At 68.2% G+C, this 20,905-nt stretch carries 19 protein-coding genes and 1 riboswitch; of the genes, 10 read left to right on the top strand and 9 right to left on the bottom strand.

The features are described 5' to 3' along the window. Window positions 1-204 precede the first annotated feature (204 nt). The 3 genes from ACFV15_RS39155 to ACFV15_RS39145 all read left to right on the top strand — a co-directional run bounded on the left by ACFV15_RS39155 (window position 205) and on the right by ACFV15_RS39145 (window position 1,870). On the top strand, window positions 205-810 hold the full coding sequence (locus ACFV15_RS39155) for a 50S ribosomal protein L25/general stress protein Ctc (protein WP_378357323.1): 606 nt from the start codon (window positions 205-207) through the stop codon (window positions 808-810). Window positions 811-823: 13 nt separating this feature from the next. Then, window positions 824-1,417: an aminoacyl-tRNA hydrolase gene (gene pth, locus ACFV15_RS39150; protein ID WP_378357321.1), complete on the top strand. Its 594-nt coding sequence runs from the start codon at window positions 824-826 to the stop codon at window positions 1,415-1,417. Between the two features lie 135 nt (window positions 1,418-1,552). After that, window positions 1,553-1,870, top strand: a complete 318-nt coding sequence (locus tag ACFV15_RS39145; RefSeq protein ID WP_378357320.1) for a DivIVA domain-containing protein — start codon at window positions 1,553-1,555, stop codon at window positions 1,868-1,870. A gap of 81 nt (window positions 1,871-1,951) precedes the next feature. Here the strand turns inward: ACFV15_RS39145 and ACFV15_RS39140 are convergent, their stop codons facing one another. Genes ACFV15_RS39140 through ACFV15_RS39125 form a run of 4 tightly spaced genes read right to left on the bottom strand, consistent with a single transcriptional unit; the run spans window position 1,952 to window position 7,010 of the window. Continuing rightward, window positions 1,952-3,640: a fatty acyl-AMP ligase gene (locus ACFV15_RS39140; protein WP_378357319.1), complete on the bottom strand. Its 1,689-nt coding sequence runs from the start codon at window positions 3,638-3,640 to the stop codon at window positions 1,952-1,954. 18 nt (window positions 3,641-3,658) lie between these two features. Then, a complete protein-coding gene (locus ACFV15_RS39135; protein WP_378357318.1) occupies window positions 3,659-5,431 on the bottom strand; it encodes an ABC-F family ATP-binding cassette domain-containing protein in 1,773 nt (590 codons plus the stop codon). Window positions 5,432-5,459: 28 nt separating this feature from the next. Further along, a complete protein-coding gene (locus tag ACFV15_RS39130) occupies window positions 5,460-6,425 on the bottom strand; it encodes a 4-(cytidine 5'-diphospho)-2-C-methyl-D-erythritol kinase (protein ID WP_378357316.1) in 966 nt (321 codons plus the stop codon). Between the two features lie 9 nt (window positions 6,426-6,434). Then, a complete protein-coding gene (locus ACFV15_RS39125; RefSeq protein WP_378357314.1) occupies window positions 6,435-7,010 on the bottom strand; it encodes a TetR/AcrR family transcriptional regulator in 576 nt (191 codons plus the stop codon). A 108-nt stretch (window positions 7,011-7,118) separates the two neighbouring features. On the opposite strand from ACFV15_RS39125, the gene ACFV15_RS39120 reads away from it, so the two are divergent. Continuing rightward, on the top strand, window positions 7,119-8,507 hold the full coding sequence (locus tag ACFV15_RS39120; protein WP_378357312.1) for a DHA2 family efflux MFS transporter permease subunit: 1,389 nt from the start codon (window positions 7,119-7,121) through the stop codon (window positions 8,505-8,507). Between the two features lie 46 nt (window positions 8,508-8,553). Here ACFV15_RS39120 and ACFV15_RS39115 read toward each other — a convergent pair whose 3' ends face one another. From ACFV15_RS39115 to metG, 5 genes are all read right to left on the bottom strand, one after another. Beyond that, a complete protein-coding gene (locus ACFV15_RS39115; protein WP_378357311.1) occupies window positions 8,554-9,564 on the bottom strand; it encodes a methionine ABC transporter ATP-binding protein in 1,011 nt (336 codons plus the stop codon). Between the two features lie 192 nt (window positions 9,565-9,756). Beyond that, window positions 9,757-9,847: riboswitch (SAM riboswitch) on the bottom strand. 119 nt (window positions 9,848-9,966) lie between these two features. Further along, window positions 9,967-10,809 (bottom strand): 16S rRNA (adenine(1518)-N(6)/adenine(1519)-N(6))-dimethyltransferase RsmA, encoded by an 843-nt coding sequence (rsmA, locus tag ACFV15_RS39110; protein WP_378357309.1) that lies wholly within the window; start codon window positions 10,807-10,809, stop codon window positions 9,967-9,969. A gap of 682 nt (window positions 10,810-11,491) precedes the next feature. Next, window positions 11,492-12,871 (bottom strand): transglycosylase family protein, encoded by a 1,380-nt coding sequence (locus ACFV15_RS39105; protein ID WP_378357333.1) that lies wholly within the window; start codon window positions 12,869-12,871, stop codon window positions 11,492-11,494. Between the two features lie 288 nt (window positions 12,872-13,159). Next, window positions 13,160-13,996, bottom strand: a complete 837-nt coding sequence (locus ACFV15_RS39100) for a TatD family hydrolase (RefSeq protein WP_378357307.1) — start codon at window positions 13,994-13,996, stop codon at window positions 13,160-13,162. Next, on the bottom strand, window positions 13,993-15,786 hold the full coding sequence (gene metG / locus ACFV15_RS39095; protein WP_378357305.1) for a methionine--tRNA ligase: 1,794 nt from the start codon (window positions 15,784-15,786) through the stop codon (window positions 13,993-13,995). Before metG ends, ACFV15_RS39100 begins: the two co-directional genes overlap by 4 nt. A gap of 62 nt (window positions 15,787-15,848) precedes the next feature. On the opposite strand from metG, the gene ACFV15_RS39090 reads away from it, so the two are divergent. The 6 genes from ACFV15_RS39090 (at window position 15,849) to ACFV15_RS39065 (ending at window position 20,837) form a co-directional block, all read left to right on the top strand. Continuing rightward, window positions 15,849-16,436, top strand: a complete 588-nt coding sequence (locus tag ACFV15_RS39090; RefSeq protein ID WP_378357303.1) for a PadR family transcriptional regulator — start codon at window positions 15,849-15,851, stop codon at window positions 16,434-16,436. 78 nt (window positions 16,437-16,514) lie between these two features. Then, window positions 16,515-17,513: an ATP-binding cassette domain-containing protein gene (locus ACFV15_RS39085; protein ID WP_378357301.1), complete on the top strand. Its 999-nt coding sequence runs from the start codon at window positions 16,515-16,517 to the stop codon at window positions 17,511-17,513. Continuing rightward, complete coding sequence (locus tag ACFV15_RS39080; RefSeq protein WP_378357299.1) at window positions 17,503-18,267, top strand: ABC transporter permease; 765 nt, start codon at window positions 17,503-17,505, stop codon at window positions 18,265-18,267. The genes ACFV15_RS39085 and ACFV15_RS39080 overlap by 11 nt, the downstream gene beginning before the upstream one ends. A gap of 79 nt (window positions 18,268-18,346) precedes the next feature. After that, on the top strand, window positions 18,347-18,964 hold the full coding sequence (locus ACFV15_RS39075) for a GH25 family lysozyme (protein WP_378357297.1): 618 nt from the start codon (window positions 18,347-18,349) through the stop codon (window positions 18,962-18,964). Between the two features lie 20 nt (window positions 18,965-18,984). Beyond that, window positions 18,985-20,247 (top strand): aminodeoxychorismate synthase component I, encoded by a 1,263-nt coding sequence (locus ACFV15_RS39070; RefSeq protein WP_378357296.1) that lies wholly within the window; start codon window positions 18,985-18,987, stop codon window positions 20,245-20,247. 77 nt (window positions 20,248-20,324) lie between these two features. After that, on the top strand, window positions 20,325-20,837 hold the full coding sequence (locus ACFV15_RS39065; protein ID WP_378357294.1) for a hypothetical protein: 513 nt from the start codon (window positions 20,325-20,327) through the stop codon (window positions 20,835-20,837). Window positions 20,838-20,905 lie beyond the last annotated feature (68 nt).

Below are 20,905 nucleotides of genomic sequence, written 5' to 3'. Positions count from 1 at the left end.
CGACAGCCAGATCCCCATACCGATTTCGGAACCCCTGCGCAAGTGGAGCCGAACCGGCTGGTCTACACTTTCGGGGATTGTCTCGGCGAGGCGGGCTCACCAGTGCCCGACGTGATCGACGCGGCGGCTTGAGTAAGGCCATGCGTCCACATACTCGCCGCCGGCACCCGAGAACCAGTTCTTAAGTCTAAGGAGTGCACCACCGTGTCCGAGGTACGTCTGACCGTCGAGCCGCGCACCGAATTCGGTAAGGGCGCCGCGCGCCGTACCCGCCGCGCTGGCAAAATCCCCGCAGTCCTCTACGGCCACGGCTCGGACCCGCGCCACCTGTCGCTGCCGTCGCTCGAGTTCGCCCGCATCGTCCGTGAGCACGGCGCCAACGCCGTCATCACCCTCGACGTCGAGAACTCGACCGAGCTGGCGCTGACCAAGACCGTCGTGGTCCACCCGCTGCGCAACTACATCGAGCACGTCGACCTGCTGGTCGTCAAGCGCGGCGAGAAGATCGCCGTCGACGTGAAGATCGTCCTGACCGGCACCCCCGGCGCCAGCACCCTGGTCAACCAGGACGTCGACACCATCCAGATCGAGGTCGACGCGCTGAACATCCCCGAGACCATCGAGGTCTCCATCGAGGGCCTCGAGGCCGGTACCCAGATCCTCGCCTCCCAGGTCGAACTGCCCGAGGGCTCGACGCTGGTGACCGACCCCGACCACCTGATCGTCGCCGTCAACGAGGCGCCGACCGAGGCCTCCATGGAGGCCGGCGACGCCGAGGCGCCCGCCGCCGAAGAGCCCGCCGCCGAGTAACTCCTTCTCTGAAGTGACTGAAGAACTGCCGGGGGCCGGCGAGCAGGTTCTGCTCGCCGGCCTTGGCAATCCAGGGCCCCAGTACGCGGGCAACCGGCACAACGTCGGTTTCATGGTGCTCGACGAACTGGCCGCCAGGGTCGGCGGCAAGTTCAAGGCCCACAAGAGCGGCGCCGAGCTGCTCGAAGGCAGGCTCGCCGGGCGCCGCGTGGTGCTCGCGAAGCCGCGGTCCTTCATGAACCTCTCGGGTGGGCCCGTGGTCGGCGCCGCCCGCTTCTACAAGATCGCCCCCTCCGGTGTCGTCGTCGTGCACGACGAGCTGGACCTGGAGTTCGGCGCGCTGAAAATGAAACTCGGCGGCGGCGACAATGGGCACAACGGGCTGCGTTCGATCACCAAATCGCTCGGCACCAAGGACTACTACCGAGTGCGGTTCGGCGTCGGCCGCCCGCCCGGCCGCCAAGATCCCGCCGATTTCGTGCTCAAGGACTTCTCCGCGGTCGAGCGCAAGACGCTCGCACTGGAGGTCGACCGCTGTGCCGACGCCGTCGAAGCCCTGATCGGGTCCGGCCTTTCCGCAGCTCAGAACACCTATCACGCAGGGTGATTTGCATTTCGCTCGATGGAGTTAACCTACCGACCCGATGGGTTTAACGACCAGACGAAGCCTTTGCGATAGATCTCAAAACGGTTAAGACGGTTACGGAAGTTATTTCGTCCGTCAAAAACTGGAGAGACTTTCATGTCGTTCAGCACCGAAGTCGAATTCGGTAATTCGCCCATCGGCAGACGCGGCTACGCCAAAGCCGACGTCGACGCCTTCGTCGGGCGTATCGCGAAGACCTTCGCCGGCGAGGACGACCTGACCGCCGCCGAGGTGCATCACGTGATGTTCGCGAAGCCCCTCATCGGCAAGCGCGGCTACGACGAGCGCGAGGTCGACGAGTTCCTCGACTCGGTCGAGGAGGAGCTCATCAGCCGCACCGGCATCCGCCCGCACCGCTTCCCCGCCCAAGCCACCGACGAGCGCACCCCCGCCCAGCAACTTCAGGACAGCTAAAACCCCAGGTCAGGACTCGTGAGTGACTAGACCGGTTAGAACCGGCGGTACCACTCACGAGTCCTGACCTGCGAAAACGTCCTAGCTCTTGGCCGCGTTGGCGGAGATCTTCTCCGCGTACTGCGTCGCCGTCGCCGCCCGCTTGACCTTGCCCGAAGGCGTCTTCGGCAGGCTCCCGGCCGGCAGCACGACCACCGCGAACGGCCGCATGTCGACGGCGTCGCGCACCCTGGCCGCGACCTCCTTCGCCAAAGCCCGCTCGACCTCGGCGTCACCGGCCAGCTTCGACTCCAGCACGACCGCGAACCGCTCACGGCGGCTGCCCGCGTCGAGCCGCACCGCGACGGCGTTGCCGGCGCGGACACCCTCGACGGACATGGCGGCGCGTTCGATGTCGGTCGGGTAGATGTTCCGGCCGCCCATGATGATCACGTCCTTGCGGCGGCCGCAGATGATGATCTGGCCGTCGACCAGGTAGCCGAGGTCGCCGGTGTTGAGCCAGCCCTCGGCGTCCTGAGTGGCGAGCGGGCCGTCCACCGTCAGGTAGCCCGGCGTCACAGCCTCACCGCGCAGCCGGATCTCGCCGACCTCGCGGTCGCCGAGCACCTCACCGGCGTCGTTGACGATCTGCGCTTCGAGCCCGTCGAGCGGGCGGCCGAGAAAAGCGAACGACCGTGCGGCTTCGGTGCCGCGGCGCTCGTCGCCCTCGGGGATCGGCACCGCGCGGTTGTCGGCTTCGAGCGCGTCCGCCTCGACGACGTCGAGCGTCAGGCCCTTCATGAGCGGCGCGAACGACACGGCGAGCGTCGCTTCGGCCATGCCGTACGCGGGGAAGACCGCACCGGGCGACATCTTGAACCGGGTCGCCGCGTCCACGAACGTCTGCACGGCGGCCTCGTCGATCGGCTCGGCGCCGTTCAGCGCGATCTTCAACGAGGACAGGTCGTACGCGTCGTCCTCCTCGACCCGCGCCAGGCGGCGGCCGACGATGGCGTACGCGAAGTTCGGGGCCGCGGTGGCGGTGCCGCCGTACTTGCTGATCAGCTGCGCCCAGATCAGCGGCCCGGTCAGGAACTCGACCGGGGTGATCTTGACCAGCTCGATGCCGAAGACCATCGGCACGGTCAGGAACCCGACCATGCCCATGTCGTGGAACGTCGGCAGCCACGACACCATCACGTCGGTGTCGAGGTCGAACTCCGCGCGGTCGATCATGGCCTTGACGTTGCAGTACAGGTTGCCGTAGGTGATCTGCACGGCCTTGGGGTCCGCGGTCGACCCGCTGGTGAGCTGCAGCAGCGCGAGCCCGTCCTCGAAGGTCGGCACCGGCTCCGCGAGCGGCTCGCCGTCGAGTTCGCCGATCACCTGGTAGCCGATGCCGTGCTCGGCGAGCACCGGGGCGAGCTGGTCGAACGGCGCGCCGAGCAGCACGGTCTCCGAGCCGATCATCCGCAGCACCTTGACGGTGTCCTCGGCCCACTCGGCCAGGTCCGTGCGCGGGGTCGGCTGGTGCAGCATGGTGACGCTGCCGCCTGCCAGCCACACGGCCTGCACGGTCGGCGCGATCAGCGCCGGCTCGGCGGCGAGCACCGCGACCGCGCTCTTGGGCTTCAGCCCGCTCTTGACCAGGCCGCCCGCGATGCGGCGCGCGTGTTCGTGGATCTCCGCCCAGGTCCGGCGCACCGGCTCCTTCGGCTCCCCGGTGACCATTCCACGCTGCTGACCACGGCCTGCCGCGGTGGCGACAAGCGTGTCTACAAACCGACTCATGCGTCAGACAGTAGCGAACTACTCCGCGGCTTCAGACGTTTCCAGCCATCGCGCCTCGACCTCGTCCTTTTCCGTTAGGACGGCCTTCAGCTCGGCGTTCAGCGCCATCAGCTTGTCGGGGTCGGTGGCGGCCTCGAGCAGCGCGTCGTGGAGCTTCGTCTCCTTCGAGTGCAGCTGATCGAGCTTGCGCTCCAGCCGCGAAAGCTCCTTGCCCGCCGCGCGCTTCTCCGCCGCGGTCAGCTTGGCCTCGGCCGAGGTCGCCTTCGGGCTGCCCTCGATCCGCTTCGGCGCGTCGACGGCCTTCGCCCGCCGCGTGAGGTACTCCTCGATGCCGCCGGGCAGATGCGTGATCTTGCCGTCGCCGAACAACGCGACGATCGTGTCGCAGACGCGTTCCACCAGGTACCGGTCGTGCGAGACGACCACCAGGCTGCCGGGCCACGAGTCGAGCAGGTCTTCGAGCTGCTGCAGGGTGTCGATGTCCAGGTCGTTCGTCGGCTCGTCGAGCAGCAGCACGTTCGGCTCGGCCATCAGCAGGCGGCACAGCTGCAGCCGCCGCCGCTCGCCACCGGACAGGTCCTCGACCGGCGTCCACTGCCGCGCTGCCGGGAACCCGAGCTTCTCAAGCAGTTGAGACGCCGAGAGCTCCTGCTTGCCCAGCACGACACGGCCCGCGACATCCTCGACCGCCTGCAGCACGCGGCGGTCACCCGGCAGGTCGTCGAGTTCCTGTGAAAGGTGCGCCAGCGCGACGGTCTGGCCCTGGATCCGCTTACCCGAAACCGCCGCGGACTCCCCCGCGAGCAGCTTCAGCAGCGTGGTCTTGCCGGAGCCGTTGACACCGACCAGGCCGACCCGCTCGCCGGGGCCGAGCCGCCAGGTCACGTTGTCCAGCAACGGCTTGTCGCCCGCTTTGAGCGTCACGTCCTCGACCTCGAGCACCGTCTTGCCGAGCCTGCGCTTCGCGAACGCCATCAGCTCGACGGAGTCACGCGGCGGCGGCACGTCGGCGATCAGCGCCTCGGCGGCGTCGATGCGGTACTTCGGCTTCGACGTCCGCGCCTTCGCGCCACGCTGCAGCCACGCGAGTTCCTTGCGCGCCAGGTTCTGCCGCTTCTCCTCGAGCGTCTGCGCGAGCCGCGCCCGTTCCGCGCGAGCGAAGACCCAGTCCGCGTAACCGCCTTCGTACTGCTCGACGCGGCCGTTCGCGACCTCCCAGGTGACACCGGCGACGGTGTCGAGGAACCACCGGTCGTGCGTCACGACGACGACGGACACGCGGCGCGCCAGCAGATGGTCGGCCAGCCAGCGGACACCTTCGACGTCCAGGTGGTTGGTCGGCTCGTCGAGCACGATGAGGTCGAGCTCGCCGGTCAGCGCGGCCGCGAGCGAGACCCGCCGCCGCTCGCCGCCGGAGAGGTTCTTGGTCGGGGTTTCGAAGCCCAGCGCCGAAATCCCGAGTCCGTCCACAATGGACCGGACGCGCGCGTCGGCCGCCCACTCGTGGTCGGCGTCGTAGCGCTCGAGCACGACGTCGCGGATGGTGCTGCCCTCCGGCAGCTCGGTCCGCTGGGTGACCACGGCCATGCGCAGGCCGTTCATCTGGCTCACCCGGCCGGAATCCGGCTCGGCGAGCCCGGAAAGCACCTCGAGCAGGGTGGTCTTGCCGCCACCATTGAGCCCGACGACGCCGATGCGCTGGTTTTCACCGACACCGAGCGAGACACCGTCGAGCAGCGGGCGCACCCCGTAGGACTTGCTCACCGATTCCAGGTTGACCAGGTTGGCCATGGCTTTCAGCCAATCCTTTCCATAGAAGCTACGCGTGCACTTTGGGCGGGCTCGGGCGTGGCGCGTCGTCGCCGCCGATCACCCTGGCGCCGGGCACGGGGCCGTGCGCGACGCGGACGGTCCGGCAGACACCGGCGCCCGAGAGCTCCGCTGCCACCTCCAGCGCGGACTGCGCGTCACTGCACAGGAAGGCGCAGGTCGGCCCCGACCCGGAGACGATGCCGGACAACGCCCCCGCGTTGACACCGGCGCGCAGTGTGCGGCGCAGTCCCGGCCTTAGCGAGACGGCCGCTGCTTGCAGATCATTGCCGAGCAGAAGCGCCAGCTGACGGGGATCGCCGGAGGACAGCGCTTCCACGACCGGCGCGTGCGACCCGATGCGCGGCGGGTCGCCCTCGGCGCGCAGCCGGTCGATCTCGCCGTAGACGCGGGGTGTCGACAGGCCCTTCTGGTCGAAGGCGATCACCCAGTGGAAGGTGTGGCGCGTGAGCACCGGCACCAGGCGTTCGCCGCGGCCGGTGCCGAGTGCCGTGCCGCCGTAGAGCGCGAAAGGGACATCGCTGCCCAGCTTCGCGGCGATGGTCGCGAGTTCGTCCCTGCCGATGTCGAGCTTCCAGAGCGCGGCGAGCCCGACCAGCGTGGCGGCGGCGTCGGCGCTGCCGCCCGCCATCCCGCCCGCGACCGGGATGCCCTTGCGCAGCACCACGCGGACCTTCGGGTCTTCGCCGGACTTGCCGACATGCGCGGCGAGCGCCTGCACGGCGCGCCAGGCCAGGTTGTTCGCGCCGGTCGGCACGGAGCCCTCGCCCTCGCCGTACACCTCGACGCCGGGGTCGTCGGTGGCCGCGACCGTGACCTCGTCGGTGAGCGAAAGTGCCTGGAAGACGGTCACCAGTTCATGGAAACCGTCGTCACGGACGTCGCCGACGGAGAGGTGCAGGTTGATCTTCGAAGGCACCCTGACGGTCACGGGAGGCGGTACGACTGCGAGCACCGGTCCAGCCTACGTTGCCGTCTTCGGCGAGCCGCCGGTAGGAGAAGCGAGCTCCAGCGCGACCTTGAGCGCCACCTCGGAATCCGGGCGGACGAACTCGCCGCCGCCGAAGAGCGGGTTGTTGCCCATCACGAGCGCGACCAACGCGAGCCGCGCCCGCAGCTGGGCCTCGGCGTCCTCGTCGGCGGCGCACAGCAGCTCGAACAGGCCCTTCATCTTCTCGCCGAGGTCGTGCTGCAGCCCCATCTCCTTCAGCGCGGGGATGTTCTGCTGCATGAAGCGCATCACCTGGCCGAGCCTGCCCTCGATGAGCGCGGCGAACCGGGTGAGCACTTCGATCTTGGCCTCGGCCGGGTCCAGCGCGCGGCCTTGCTCGACGATCTCCGCCAGGCCTTCCGCCGCGTCGCCGACCAGGCCCTGCACGATGTCTTCCTTGGTACGGAAGTGGTAGTACAGCGCGGCCTTGGTGACGTCGAGCCGCTCGGCGATCTCGCGCAGGGACGTCCCGTCGTAGCCCTTCTCGCTGAAGAGCTCGAGCGCGACGTCCTGGATCCGGTCGCGCGTGTCGGTGCGCCGCCCTGCCATGTGTGTCCTTCCTGAGGTTCCTCTCAAGCTTACTTGACGCCCGGCTAGCAATGACTTACCTTACGACCGGCTAGTTAACTTACCGGTCGACAAGTAATGGGGGTTCTCATGACCGCGACACTCGAGGCGCCGACCGACCGGCGCAGATGGTGGGCGCTCGGCGCGCTCGCGCTCGCCCAGCTGCTGGTCATCATCGACACCACGGTCGTCAACATCGCGCTGCCGTCCACCCAGCGCGACCTCGGCATGTCCGACGTCGCGCGGCAATGGACGATCAGCGCGTACACGCTCGCGTTCGGCGGGCTGCTGCTGCTCGGCGGACGGCTCGCCGACCGGCTCGGGCGGAAGAACACGCTGCTCATCGGCATCGCCGGGTTCGCGCTCGCGTCCGCGGTCGGCGGCGCGGCGGACAGCTCGGCCATGCTCATCGCTGCCCGCGCGGCGCAGGGCGTGTTCGCCGCGCTGCTCGCGCCGTCGACGATCTCACTGCTGACGCTGACGTTCACCGATCCGAAGGAGCGCGCGAAGGCGTTCGGCTACTTCAGCGCGATCATCATGTCGGGGGCGGCCGTCGGGCTGATCCTCGGCGGTGCGCTCACGGAATACCTGAACTGGCGCTGGTGCCTGTACGTGAATCTGCCGATCGCGGTGCTCGCGGGCGTGGCGGGCTGGTTCGTGCTGCCGCGGGTGCCGGGTCACCGGACGGCGAAACTCGACTGGTTCAGCGGTTTGCTCGGCAGCGGCGGGATCGTCGCGCTCGTCTATGGGCTTTCCGAAGCGGCTTCGCGGGGTTGGGGTTCCGGGCTGGTGCTCAGCAGCCTGGGCATCGCGGTAGCCGCATTGGTGACTTTCGTTGTGCGCCAAGGAATGCTGCCGAACCCGTTGCTGCCACTCAATGTCGTCACCGACCGACTGCGAGCGGCGGGCTATCTGACGATCGCCGTGGCCTCGTTCGGCATGTTCGGAATGTTTCTTTTCCTTACCTACCAAATGCAAGCGATCCTAGGATACGGTGCTTTGGCCGCAGGACTTGCGTTCCTGCCGTTGCTCGGCGCGAATCTTCTTGTGTCGACCCAGGTTTCACGAAGGCTGCTGCCTCGTTTCGGGCCGCGCCCGTTCTGGGTCATTGGCTTGGCCCTGTTGGCGTGCGGGCTTTTCCTGCTCGTCCTGCTGACGCCGGGTGCGTCCTACTTCGGCCTGATCCTGCCTGCCGAACTGTTGCTCGGCGCCGGGGTCGGGCTGGCGATGCCGGTGGTGATGAACGTTGCCACGTCAGGGATCGAGCCGAAGGACGCGGGTGTCGCTTCGGCGTTCATCACGACGTCACAGCAGGTCGGCGCGTCACTGGGCACGGCTTCGCTGAACACGATCGCGGCGAGCGCGACCGCCGGCACTTCGGCGACCGCGATCGTGCACGGGTACGCGACCGCGAGTGGCTGGGCTGCCGGGATCGTACTCGTGGCCGCCTGCGTCGTCGGCGGGATCGCGCGGAAGTGATCAAGCGGGCTTTATCCCGAGACCGGGATAAAGCCCGCTGAATCCCTTACGCCGCAACGATCGCCTGCGGGGTGCGCGCGGTCTGGACGTGCGCGCCGCGCTCGGCGATCCAGCCGAGCGCACCAGCTGCCTGCTCGCCGCGGATGCCGAGACGGAAGCGGGCGACCGGGGTGTCGCCAACCCTGGTGACCCCGCCGCCGATGGTGGCGAGCTCCACGTCGAAGCGCGTCGCCGCTTCGGGCAGCAGCGCGCCGATGGCCGCGAAGCCGATCAGCACGACGTCCACGGAGCGCTCGTACTTGGCGGACTGCGTGCGGGTGGTTTCGATCGCGGGCAGCAGCGACTGCGCGGTGCGGGTGGTCGGGTCGGTGATCAGGTCGAGCACGGAACCGCGCTCGACCAGGCTGCCCGCCTCGAGAACCGCGACGTCGTCGCACACGCGGCGGACGACACCGGCGTCCGGCGTGGTCAGCACGACCGTGACGCCGAGTTCGGCACGCGCGCGGTCGAGCACGGCGAGCACGGCGCCGGACTCCTCGGAGTGGATACCCGCGGTCGGGTCGTCGGCCAGCAGCACCGAGGGGCTGGAGGCGAGCGCGCGGGCGACGGCGACGCGGCGACGCTGGCCCGCGGTCAGTTCGTCGGGACGCTGGGTGGCGCGCTGGGTGAGTCCGACCAGGTCAAGCAGGTTGCCGACCCTGGTACGGCGCGTCGGGCCGTCGAGCCCGAGCTGCTCCAGCGGGGAGGCGATGTTGCCCGCGATGGTGCGCTCGGCGTGCAGTTCCGGCTTGGCGTCGAGCACGCCGACCTGGCGGCGGATCTCGCGGAGCCTGCGGCCGTCGAGCGCGCCGGTGTTGAGGCCGTCGAGACGGACGACACCGCGGTCGGGCCGCTCCTGCAGTCCGACGACGCGGGCGAGGGTGGACTTGCCGGAACCGGCGGGACCGACGACACCGAACAACGAACCGGCGTTGATGTCGAGGCTGACGTCGCGCAGCGCGACAACCGGATTTCCGTTGGCGGAGAAGGACTTTGACAGGTTTTCAAGAGTGATCACGAAAGGGCTCCCCAAGGAAGCACGCCGCATTCAGCGGGCGCGCAGAACCGTCACCAAAGAAGGCGTCCGAAATGGACAGAGATCGAAAAAGGGATTAGGCAGAGACGGTTGAGCGTCGACACGCGGAGACCGTACGGCGACCCTCATCGACGACACGTCGCCTGGTGAGCATTCGCGAGCGGTACATCAGTTCCTCCATCGGTCCTGGCTGTAGCACCTGCCCCAGGAGGGGTGGTTGCTGCGACTTCAGCGAGCCAGGTCTCTCAGTCGCTCGGGATGGCAAGTTGAGTAAAACCGATCCCAAGGTGTGAAAGCAAGTCCATTGGTGCAGATCACACGACCGGACGTGTCCAGAGCACGGGAGGAGATTTCCAGATAGCGGAACGGTGACCGCTCGTCACGCTAAGAAGCGGCGAGCGCGATCTTCTCGAACGCACGTACATCCAGCTGCTCGCCACGCGTCTTCGGGTCGATGCCGGCCTTGGCGAGAATCTCGCCGGCCCGCTCGGCGGAACCGGCCCACGTCGCGAGCGCGGCTCGCAAAGTCTTCCTACGCTGGGAAAACGCGGCGTCGACGACCGCGAAGAGCGTCTTTCGATCCACAGTGGACTCCAGCTGGGCACGTTCGAAGGAAACGAGCGCGGAGTCGACATTGGGCACCGGCCAGAACACCGCGCGCGGCACGGCGGCCACCTTCTTCGCCCGGCCGTACCAGGCCAGCTTGACGCTCGGCACCCCGTAGATCCGGCCGCCCGGCGGGGCGGCCATCCGGTCGGCCACCTCGGTCTGGACCATTACGAGCGCACGCTGCAGCGAGGGCAACTCGGCCAGCAGCTGGAGCACGACGGGCACGGCGACGTTGTACGGCAGGTTCGCGACCAGCGAGGTCGGCTCGGCGGGCAGATCGCCCGCCTTGATCTTCAACGCGTCCTGCCCAATGACGGTCAGCCGCCCCGCGGCCTCCGGCGCCCGTTCGGCCGCGGTCCTCGGCAGCCGGGCGGCGAGCTTGGGATCGATCTCGATCGCGATGACCCGGCACCCGGGCGCCAGCAGCCCCAGCGTGAGCGAGCCGAGCCCAGGCCCGACCTCCAGCACGACATCGTCGGCGCCGACCCCGGCGAGCTCGACGATCCGCCGCACGGTGTTGGGGTCATGGACGAAGTTCTGCCCGAGCTTCTTGGTCGGGCGCACGTCCAGCTCAGCGGCCAGCCCCCGGATCTCGGCAGGCCCGAGCAGTTCAGTCACGCCCCCACCTTAGTAAGGACACCCCCCGCCCGCCCTGGGGGCTCCGCCCTGCACCAGCCTACCGGCTCCCACCGACAGTTGATCTTGCCGAGCCGACCTGCCCACAGGCCGTGCCGACCGTGGACAACCGGCGCCGGAAGACGCCGCGCCCGCCGGAAGTGTCGGCACCCTGTGCTAGCGAGGAGTTGGTACGGCCGGGCCTCGATTGCCTGCCGCGAAGGGTTCTGGAGCTGGACGAGTGGATGGTCGCGCCGGTTCTCGTTGGACGGAAGGCGAACTGGGCATGTCCAGGCAGCGAGGGCCTCCCTCACCAAGTTCGGCTTCAGGGCTCCGGCAAAGTCAGCCTCGCGGATACGCGAAACCCTCGCGCGGGTGATTTTGTCCTGCATTGTCGCTTTTGCGCGCATTGTGGAGCGGCCTGGACGTCATGACCGGGGCGTTTGCGTCGGTCAGCATTGTGAACGTGGCATTCATTCCTTCAACCGACCCGGGAGGGGCCCCCACCAAGCCCGGGTCCGCGCAGGTGGCGCAAGCCGTCGCAGAGGGGGTCGTGAGTGGTACCGCCGGTTCTAACCGGCCTAAACACTCACGACCCAGGCCCTGCCCGGAACGCAAAACGGCCCGCGACGCAAAACGGCGCCCGACGCGAAACTCCACGTCGGGCGCCGTTCGAGATCGAGAACTAGTTCAGGCCGAGCTTGCGGGAGCAGGCGGGCCAAGCGGAGTACGAGCCGCCACGGCCGGCGCGGACCTTCTCGGCGATCGCGATCTGCTCTTCGCGGGAGGCCTGGTGCGGCATCGAGGCGTACGCGGAGCCGCCGTAGGCGTCCCAGGTCGACTTGTTGAACTGGAGGCCGCCGTAGTAGCCATTGCCGGTGTTGGCCGCCCAGTTGCCGCCTGCCTCGCACTTCGCGAGCTGGTCCCAGACCGAGCCGTCGCCGATGTTGACCGGGGGCTTCTTGGTGCCGACGTGGATGATCTTCGGCTTGGCCTCGGTGAGGATCTCCTCGGAGACCTGTTCGCGGCCGACCTCTTTGTCGTTCTTCTTGGTGACCTTGTAGGTGACGATCTTCTCGCCTGCCTGGCCGGGGTCCTCGACCGAGGTCTTGCCCTTGTCCAGGTCGGGGTCGTCGACCTTCTGCTCCGGCGGAGCGATGGTCTCCTTCTCCTTGACCATGGTCACGCCGGTGCGGCTGACGTGCACCTCGGCGCCGTCGGTCAGCTTGAGGTCCAGGCCACCCTCGGCCTCGTCCTCAGGGCCGAGCGAGAGCTTCAGCTCGCCGAGCAGCTCCTTGGTGGTGACCGCGTTGGTCTTGATCTGCTTCGGCTCGGTGCCGCCGTCGTAGAGCGCGATGTTCTTGAGGGTCTTGACCTCGACGGTGGCGCCCTCGAGGGGCAGCGCGCCGTTGGCGGCCATGGAGGTCCAGGTGCCCGGCTTGAGCAGCTCGGCCATGCCCAGCTGGCCCAGCGCGTCGCCCAGGTTGGTGGCGCGGACCCAGTTCTGCTTGGCGGGAGCGCCGTCGACGACCAGGTTGAGCTGGCGGCCGCGCTCCAGGTGGATGACGCCGCCGTCGCCGACCTCGGCCTGCGGCGAGGGGGACAGCGAGTCGTGCGCGCCGACGGACAGCTCGGCGTCTTCGAGCACCTCGCCGACGGTGTCGCCGTAGGTGTGGACGGTCTGCTGCACACCGTCGACCTCGACGGTGACGCTCTTGTTCATCGCCAGCGCCGCGGCGCCGCCACCGGTCAGGGTGAGCAGTACGGCGACGACGGCGCCCTTGAGGAAGCGGCGCTTCCAGGTCTTGGTCGCCTCGACCACCGGGTCGACCTTGACGGCCTGGCGGGCCACGCGGTCTTCGGAGACCTCGTCGGGGATGACGATCGGCGGGAGGTAGGTCGTCTCCGCGTTGATGAGGCGGATCAGCTCGTCGACGTCGACGTCGATCTCGTTCATCAGGATCTCGGCGTCGGGGCCGAGCGCGGCTAGCACGTCCTGGTGGGTCACAGCGAGGCTGTCGGAGAAGTCGAGCTCGCCGTGTGCGGGCCGGTCCAGCGTCGCCAGCGGGCCCGCATAGGGCGCGGCGAACGTGTCCTCAAGACGCGCGTCAGTGCGTCTGAATGTGCCAGTCACAGGGTCGATCCCTTTCGAAAGAGGTCGTTGCTCCTCGGTCCGCATCACGCCCCGACGCGTGCTCACGTGACCAAGGGTGTGCGCTTCGGCAACAGCTGAAGCGGCACGATCACGGGACAGTAACGAAGGCCGGGGGGTTGCGCAAACACCCCCCGGAGTGTTGTGACTTGTGTCACTCCATCGAGTGGGTTAACCAAGATTCCTTATGTAGCAACGCGTTCAACCCCCTGTGACGCTGAGGAGTCGGAATACCCGCTCGGCGTTGCGCCGCGCGGACTCGGCGATCTCGTGCACGCCGACCCCTCTGACCTCGGCGAGGTTACGGACCGTGTAGGCCGCGCAGTACGGCTCGTTGGGCTGCCCGCGGAACGGATGCGGGGTCAGGAACGGGGCGTCGGTTTCCACCAGGAATTGCTCCGAAGGGACCAATCTCGCCGCTTCCCGTAAAGAACGGGCGTTTTTGAAGGTCACGGTGCCCGCGAAGGACAGGACGTAGCCCGCGTCGACGCAGCGCCGCGCGATCACCTCGTCGCCGGAGAAGCAGTGGAACACGACGTCGTCCGGCGCGCCCTCCTCCTCCAGCACCCGCAGCACGTCCTCGTGGGCGTCGCGGTCGTGGATCATCAGCGGCTTGCCGACCCGCTTGGCGAGGTCGATGTGCCACCGGAACGCCTCCTGCTGGGCGTCGTGCGGCGAGTAGTCCCAGTAGTAGTCGAGACCGGTCTCGCCGACCGCGACCACCCTGGGCTGCCTGGCCAGCCGCTCCACTTCGGACCGTTCTGCCTCGCCGAACTCCTTGGTGCGCGTGGGATGCACGGCGACGGCCGCGAACACCCGCTCGTCCCAAGTGGACGCCTCGGCGGCCCACTGCGCCGAAGCGAGGTCGTCGGCGACGGTCACCACCCTGCCCACCCCGGCGCGCTCGGCGCGGTCGACGATCTCGCGGACGTCCTCGGCCGTGACGGCGCCGCACGCGTCGAGGTGGGTGTGCGAGTCCACCACCGATACCGGCAACCTGTCCGGTACCGGCGGCTTCTCGCGAGGCGGCTTGCTCACTTGACGATCGGCGCCCACTCGGGACCCGTCTCGCCCAGTTCGGGGTCGAGCTTGGTGAACAGCGGGCTCGGCTTCTGCAGCGGCCTGCCGACCTCGATCGGCACCGACTCCCAGCGCGCCTGCTCGCTCGCGTAGTCACCGGTGAGGATCGGGTTGATCCGGCCGGGGATGTCGAGGTCCTCGACCTCCTGAAGCTCCGGCTGCGACGCCCAGACGCCCGTGCCGCCCAGCGCCTCGTGCACCTTCTGCGCCGAGTGCGGCAGGAACGGCGTCAGCAGCGTGTTGGCGTCCGAGACGACCTGCAGCGCGGTGTGCAGCACGCTGTCGCGCCGTGCCGGGTCGTCCTTGAGCTTCCACGGCTCCTGGTCCGACAGGTATCGGTTCGCGGCCGTGACGACGCGCATGGCCTCACCGGCGGCCATCTTGAACCGCGAGCGCCGCAGGTGCCCGCCCGCGATCTCGAACGCCTTGCGCGAGAGCGCCTTGAGCTCCTCGTCAGCGGCGGCCGGCGCGTCCGGGCGCGGGATGGCGCCGACGTTCTTGTGTGCCATCGAGATGGACCGGTTGACCAGGTTGCCCCACTCGTTGGCCAGCTCGAAGTTCGTGCGCCGGACGAACTCGTCCCAGGTGAAGTCGGTGTCCTGTGTCTCGGGGCCCGCCACCGAGATGAAGTAGCGCAGCGAGTCCGGCCCGAAGTCGCGCAGGAAGTCGTTGACGTAGATGACCGTGCCGCGCGAGGTCGAGAACTTCGACCCGCTCATGGTCAGGAACTCCGACGACACGATCTCGCCGGGCAGCGCGAGCTTGCCGTACGGGCCCGGCTGGCCGCCGTGGTCGCCCTCGCCGTTGTGGCCGAAAAGCAGCGCCGGCCAGATCTGGGCGTGGAAGGTGATGTTGTCCTTGCCCATGAAGTAATAGGTCTGGGCGTCCGGGTTGAGCCACCATTCCTGCCACGCGTCCGGGTTCCCGGAGCGGCGTGCCCACTCGACGCTGGCCGAGAAGTAGCCGATGACCGCGTCGAACCAGACGTAGAACCGCTTCAGCGGCTGGTCACGCCAGCCGTCGAGCGGGATCTTGACGCCCCAGTCGATGTCACGGGTGATCGGCCGCGGCCGCATGTCGTCGACCAGGTTCTTGGTGAAGTTGAGGACGTTCGAGCGCCAGTCGGTCTTCGTCGACAGCCACTTGCCCAGCGTCTGCGCGAAGGCGGGCAGGTCGAGGAACAGGTGCTCGGTCTCGACGAACTTCGGCGTCTCGCCGTTGATCCGCGACTTCGGGTTGATCAGCTCGGCGGCGTCGAGCTGGTTGCCGCAGTTGTCGCACTGGTCGCCGCGCGCGCCGTCGTAACCGCAGATCGGGCAGGTGCCCTCGATGTAGCGGTCGGGCAGCGTGCGGCCGGTCGACGGGCTGATCGCGCCGGTCGTGGTCCTGGGCACGACGTAGCCGTTGCGGTGCAGCGCCAGGAAGATCTCCTGGACGACGTTCGCGTGGTTCCCGGTGGTGGTGCGGGTGAACAGGTCGTAGGTGAGGCCGAGTCCGCGCAGGTCCTCGCCGATCTGGCGGGTGTACTTGTCGGCGGTCTGCTGGGAGGTGAGGCCTTCCTTGTCCGCCTGGACCGTGATCGGGGTGCCGTGCTCGTCCGTGCCCGAGACCATGAGGACCCGGTTGCCGGCCATTCGCTGGTAACGGGAGAAGACGTCGGAGGGGACGCCGAATCCGGACACATGGCCGATGTGGCGGGGGCCGTTGGCGTACGGCCAGGCCACCGCTGTCAACACGGAGGTACTCATGCTTATTTAGCCTACGGATGCTGTCTCGTGCATTGTTGTCAGGTACTGCTTGGAGGTCACTCTTGTCCGCGACGCGACTGCTCGTGCTCGGGGTCGTACGGATGTACGGCCAGGCGCACGGCTACCAGGTGCGCCGCGAGCTGCTGTCGTGGTCGGCCGACAAGTGGGGCAACGTGCAGCCGGGCTCGATCTATCACGCGCTCAAGAAGATGACCGGCGAGAACCTGCTCGAACAGGTCGCCGACACCGGCGAGAGCGGCGGGCCGGACCGGACGGCGTACCGCCTGACCGGCGAGGGCGAGGAAGAGTTCGAAACGCTCCTCAGCACGGCCTTGTCGACGAACGACCCGAGCCCGTACACGCTGGCGGCGGCCGTCACCTTCATGACCGCGCTCCCCCGCGAGCGCGTCGTCAGCCTCCTCAAGCACCGGCTCATGCAGATGGAAGGCCAGGCGCAGGCTTCGCTCTACGCCCGCGAGCACTTCACGGACTTCGCCAAGCCGGCGCACGTCAGCGAGCTGTACCGGCTGTGGCACGTGCACGCCGAGGCCGACGTCGGCTGGCTGCGGGACATGATCGGCCGCTTGGAGCAGGGCGAGTACGTCATGGCGGGCGAAAAAGAGACCGTGTTCGGCGAGCCCGAGAGCTAATCAAGTTTGACTAGCGCACCCTTTTGGGGCAGAGTTTGCCCGTCAAACTAGTCAAGTTTGATTACGAGAGGGGTTCTCATGATCAAGGCACGCGGCCTCGCCAGGCGGTTCACCGCCAGGGGCCGCACGGTCGACGCCGTCAAGGGCGTCGACATCGACGTCGAAGCCGGCGAGCTCGTCGGCTTCCTGGGCCCGAACGGCGCGGGCAAGACCACCACCCTGCGCATGCTCACCACACTGCTCAAGCCGACCGCCGGCGAAGCCATGGTCGGCGGCGTGGACCTGCTGAAGGACCCGCTGGGGGTACGCAAGCGGATCGGTTACGTCGCGCAGGGCGGCGGCACCGCGCCGGAATCGAAGGTCGCCGAGGAGATCGAGCTGCAGGGCAGGCTGTACGGCATGTCCAAGGCCGACGCGCGAGCGCGTGGCGCCGAGCTCACCGGCCAGCTGGACCTGTCGGGGCTGGACCAGCGGTTCACGAAGACACTGTCGGGCGGCCAGCGCAGGCGGCTCGACATCGCACTGGGGCTCATTCACTCACCCGGCCTGATCTTCCTGGACGAGCCGACCACCGGGCTCGACCCGCAGAGCCGGGCCAACCTGTGGGAGCACATCCGCAGGCTGCGCGCCGAGCAGGGCGTGACCGTCTTCCTGACCACGCATTACCTGGACGAGGCCGACTCGCTCTCCGACCGGCTGATCGTCATCGACAACGGCGAGATCGTCGCCGAGGGCAGCCCGGACGCCTTGAAGGAACGGGTTTCCGGCGACGGCGTGGTCGTCGGCGTGCCCCGCGAGTCCGTGTCACGGGCCGCGGAGATCGCCGGACGGCTGCGAGGAGCGCACGAGATGTCCATTGTGGACGACACGATCCGGTTCCGGGTGCCGCGCGGCGACATCGCGATGCCGGAGCTGCTGCGCGCGCTCGACGCCGAGGGCATCGCGATGCGGTCGATGGAAGTGCACCGCCCGACGCTCGACGACGTGTTCTTCGTGCTCACCGGGCGCAGCCTGCGCGACGCCGAAGAGGGCGCGCAGGCGCCGGCGCGGGAAAAGGAGGCGGCCGATGTTGCGTGACACCTGGTTGATCTTCCGGCGTGACATGGTCGCGGCGCTGCGCAACCCGACCTGGATCATGATCGGGATCATGCAGCCGCTGCTGTACCTGTTCCTGTTCGGTCCGCTGATGGTGAAGGCGATGCAGGCGCAGGGCCTGACCGAGGTGGACGGCTGGATGCTGCTCACCCCGGCGCTCATCGCGCAGCTGGCGTTGTTCGGCAGTTCGTTCGTCGGCTTCGGGCTGCTCGCCGAATACCGCTCCGGCGTGGTCGAGCGGATGCGGGTGACCCCGGTCAGCCGGGCGGCGCTGCTGCTCGGCAAGGTGCTCGCGAACGCGCTGCAGGCCGTTTTCCAGGCCGTGCTGATCATCGCGCTGGCGTACTTCGTGTTCGATCTGAACGCGCCGTTCGTCGGAGTGCTGCTGAGCCTGGTGATCGTGTTCCTGCTCGCGGTCACGCTGGCTTCGTGCTCGTACGCGCTGGCGTTGACGCTGAAGAGCGAGGAGTCGTTCCCGGCTCTGCTGAACGCGGTGCTGATGCCGCTGCTGCTGCTCTCGGGGATTCTGCTGCCGATCACCGCGGGCGTCGCGCCTGCGTGGTTGTACAACGTTTCCCGCATCAACCCGTTCCGGCATGTCGTCGACGTCGAGCGGAACACGTTCAAGGGTGACTTCGCGATGGACGCGGTCTTCACCGGCAGCGTGGTCGTCGTCGTGATGGCGATTTTGGCCGTTTGGTGGGGCGCGAGGACGTTCCAACGCGAGAACGCCTGAGACACGCTGACGTGAAAGGTCACCTTGCGAAGGCAGTACGCACGTAAGGTGACCTTTCACTGCAGCGAGGGCGGTGCGAATGAGCGAGCCGGATACCGAACTGGGAATCACCCTTTCCCATCGGGAGACCGTGGACGACTGGGCCGCGGTCCGAATCGGCGATTTCAGATTCGCGTCGGTGACACTGACCGAGAACACGAATTGGAGCGCGCTGGCCGCCGAACGGTTGCTGGCGGGCGCCCAGCGAGCCGGCATCCACGCCGGCGCGCGGCACTACGCGCGGCCGGGAGCGGTGCACGACCAGGCCGAGTTCTTCGTCCGCACCGCGAGCAAACTCGGCGCGTTCGCGCCCGGTTCGCTGGCGCCCGCGCTCGAAGTCGAAGCCATGAGCGTGGACGACAAGTTCATCAAGGCCTGGATCAAGGCGGTCCGGCACGCCGCACGGATCAAGCGGGTGCTGATCTACGCCGACTACGACTGCTGGGTGAGCCAGCGGCTCAACCCCGATCGGTGGGCCGACAGCGAGGTCATCCTCTGGCTCGTCCGGCACAACGGCATCCCCGGGCGGCCCGGCTGGTTCCATTCGCGGCTCGGCCTGCACCAGCACGGTTTCGCACCCGCGGTGCCCGGCGTGCGCGGGCAGGTGGCGCAGGACGCGGTCGTGTATCCGTTCACATTGGGCGATTTACTGCTCTGAGTCCTGCGACAATCCCCCGCATGCGGTTGGTGGTGCGCGCGCTCTCGTCATCGGTGACGCCTGATTCGGCGTTGCTGCTGCTCGGTGCGCGTGCCCGCGAGCTGGGGATCGCGCCGCCCGCGGCGTTGAGCGGCGAGTGGTTCGGCTCGCGCGCGGTACTCGCGCCGAGCGTGCGATTGGGCGCTTTCGACGCCTCGCAAGCGTTTTCGATACCTAGTGAGCAACAGACCGTGCGCGACTCGGTACCGGGCGCGGTCGGCGGGGGCTGGTTCGGCTACCTGTCCTACGACCTGACCGACCCGTCCGGACGGTCGACCGGGCTGCCCGCGGCGGCCTGGGGCTGGGCGGATCACGTGCTGCGCCTCGACGCGGACGGTCAATGGTGGTTCGAAACGCTGGATCCCGCCCGCGTCGCACTGGCCGACGAACTGGAAGCACTGCTCTCCCATCCCGCGCCCGAGCCGCAGTGGCAGGCGGCCACTTTGGACCGCCCGCTTCCGTCGGATCATCACACCGCCGTGAAATCCTGCGTGCACGCGATCGAAGCGGGCGAGCTGTTCCAGTCGAACATCTGCACCCGGTTCACCGGTGAGTTCACCGGGTCGCCCGAGGCGTTGTTCGCCGAAGGCATCCGGCGGATGGCACCACGCCGCGCGGCTTTCCTGAGCGGCTCGTGGGGTTCGCTCGTCTCGCTCTCGCCTGAGCTTTTCCTTGCCCGGCAAGGAGATCGGGTCCGATCGACACCGATCAAGGGCACACTGCCGCGACGCGACGCACAAGACGACGAGCTGGCTTCGCGACTTCGCGAGTCCACAAAGGACGTCGCAGAGAATGTGATGATCACCGACCTGGTGCGCAATGATCTCGGCCGGGTGTGCGCGGTCGGCAGCGTGCGCGTGCCGGAACTGCTGCGCGTGCGGCCCGCACCCGGCGTCTGGCATCTGGAGTCCACCGTGGAGGGACGGCTCGACGCGTCCGACGCCGAACTGCTCGCCGCGACATTCCCGCCCGGCTCGGTCACCGGCGCGCCGAAGATCAGGGCGCTGGACCTGATCGCCGAGCTGGAACACACGCCACGCGGGGTCTACACCGGAGCGATCGGGCTGGCGTCCCCCGTCGCGGGCATGGAACTGAACGTCGCGATCCGGACCTTCGAGATCGCGGACGGGCGCATCGCGCTGGGCGTCGGCGGCGGGATCACCGCGGACTCGGAGCCGGGCGGCGAATGGCAGGAATGCCTGCACAAGGCCGCGCCGCTGGAACACCTGCTGGCGAACCCGTAACCCGGTCGGTTACTTCTTCACGCGATTCGGGCCTGGCCCGGTAGCTTCGAACCAAGATCGACTCTTGGGAGCCTGCCATGCGTCTTCGCCATGTCGTCGCCTCGATCGCGCTCACCGCCGGGCTGTGCGTCGCGCCAGCCGCCCAGGCGCTGGCGATCCAGCCCTGTCCCGAGGTCAACGACCCACCGGACTACAAGATCTCGAACGGCGCGAAGGCCTGGATGGCCACGAACCTGCGCAGCGACTACCTCACGGGTCCCGGCAGCATCACCTACAACAAGACCACGACCTCGGAGGTGAACGCGTCCATCACCGGCACCACGGAAGCCGAGGCCGGGATCATCTTCGCGAAGGCCAGCGCTTCGCTGTCGGTCAGTGTCGGCGGAAGCTATTCGAAGTCGGACTCGTGGTCGTACACGGCCGAAGTGCCCGCCGGGAAGACGATGCGGCTGCAGCAGTACAAGGAAGGCCGCTCCTTCACCGTCGTGAAGTACCGCATCGTGCCGCCGTGCAAGGTCAAGAACCTGTGGACCAAGAAGGTCACCGCGCCGGTCAAGAGCCCCAGCTACCTCTGGAACCTCGTCAGCTAGGGGTCGTGAGCGGTGGGGGGGGGGTGAAACGCGCCCCCACCCAACACGTCAATCGGTGCTAGGCGGGG

Source organism: Amycolatopsis sp. NPDC059657 (genome assembly GCF_042734395.1).
Taxonomy (GTDB): domain Bacteria; phylum Actinomycetota; class Actinomycetes; order Mycobacteriales; family Pseudonocardiaceae; genus Amycolatopsis.
This window is presented reverse-complemented; position numbering and strand designations above follow the sequence as displayed.

Excerpts from the sequence above, each read along its gene's own strand:
- ACFV15_RS39145 (WP_378357320.1), top strand. The coding sequence starts at position 1,553 with ATGTCGTTCAGCACCGAAGTCGAATTCGGTAATTCGCCCATCGGCAGA.
- ACFV15_RS39140 (WP_378357319.1), bottom strand. The coding sequence starts at position 3,640 with ATGAGTCGGTTTGTAGACACGCTTGTCGCCACCGCGGCAGGCCGTGGT.
- ACFV15_RS39135 (WP_378357318.1), bottom strand. The coding sequence starts at position 5,431 with ATGGCCAACCTGGTCAACCTGGAATCGGTGAGCAAGTCCTACGGGGTG.
- ACFV15_RS39125 (WP_378357314.1), bottom strand. The coding sequence starts at position 7,010 with ATGGCAGGGCGGCGCACCGACACGCGCGACCGGATCCAGGACGTCGCG.
- ACFV15_RS39120 (WP_378357312.1), top strand. The coding sequence starts at position 7,119 with ATGACCGCGACACTCGAGGCGCCGACCGACCGGCGCAGATGGTGGGCG.
- metG (WP_378357305.1), bottom strand. The coding sequence starts at position 15,786 with ATGAGTACCTCCGTGTTGACAGCGGTGGCCTGGCCGTACGCCAACGGC.
- ACFV15_RS39085 (WP_378357301.1), top strand. The coding sequence starts at position 16,515 with ATGATCAAGGCACGCGGCCTCGCCAGGCGGTTCACCGCCAGGGGCCGC.
- ACFV15_RS39080 (WP_378357299.1), top strand. The coding sequence starts at position 17,503 with ATGTTGCGTGACACCTGGTTGATCTTCCGGCGTGACATGGTCGCGGCG.
- ACFV15_RS39075 (WP_378357297.1), top strand. The coding sequence starts at position 18,347 with ATGAGCGAGCCGGATACCGAACTGGGAATCACCCTTTCCCATCGGGAG.
- ACFV15_RS39070 (WP_378357296.1), top strand. The coding sequence starts at position 18,985 with ATGCGGTTGGTGGTGCGCGCGCTCTCGTCATCGGTGACGCCTGATTCG.
- ACFV15_RS39065 (WP_378357294.1), top strand. The coding sequence starts at position 20,325 with ATGCGTCTTCGCCATGTCGTCGCCTCGATCGCGCTCACCGCCGGGCTG.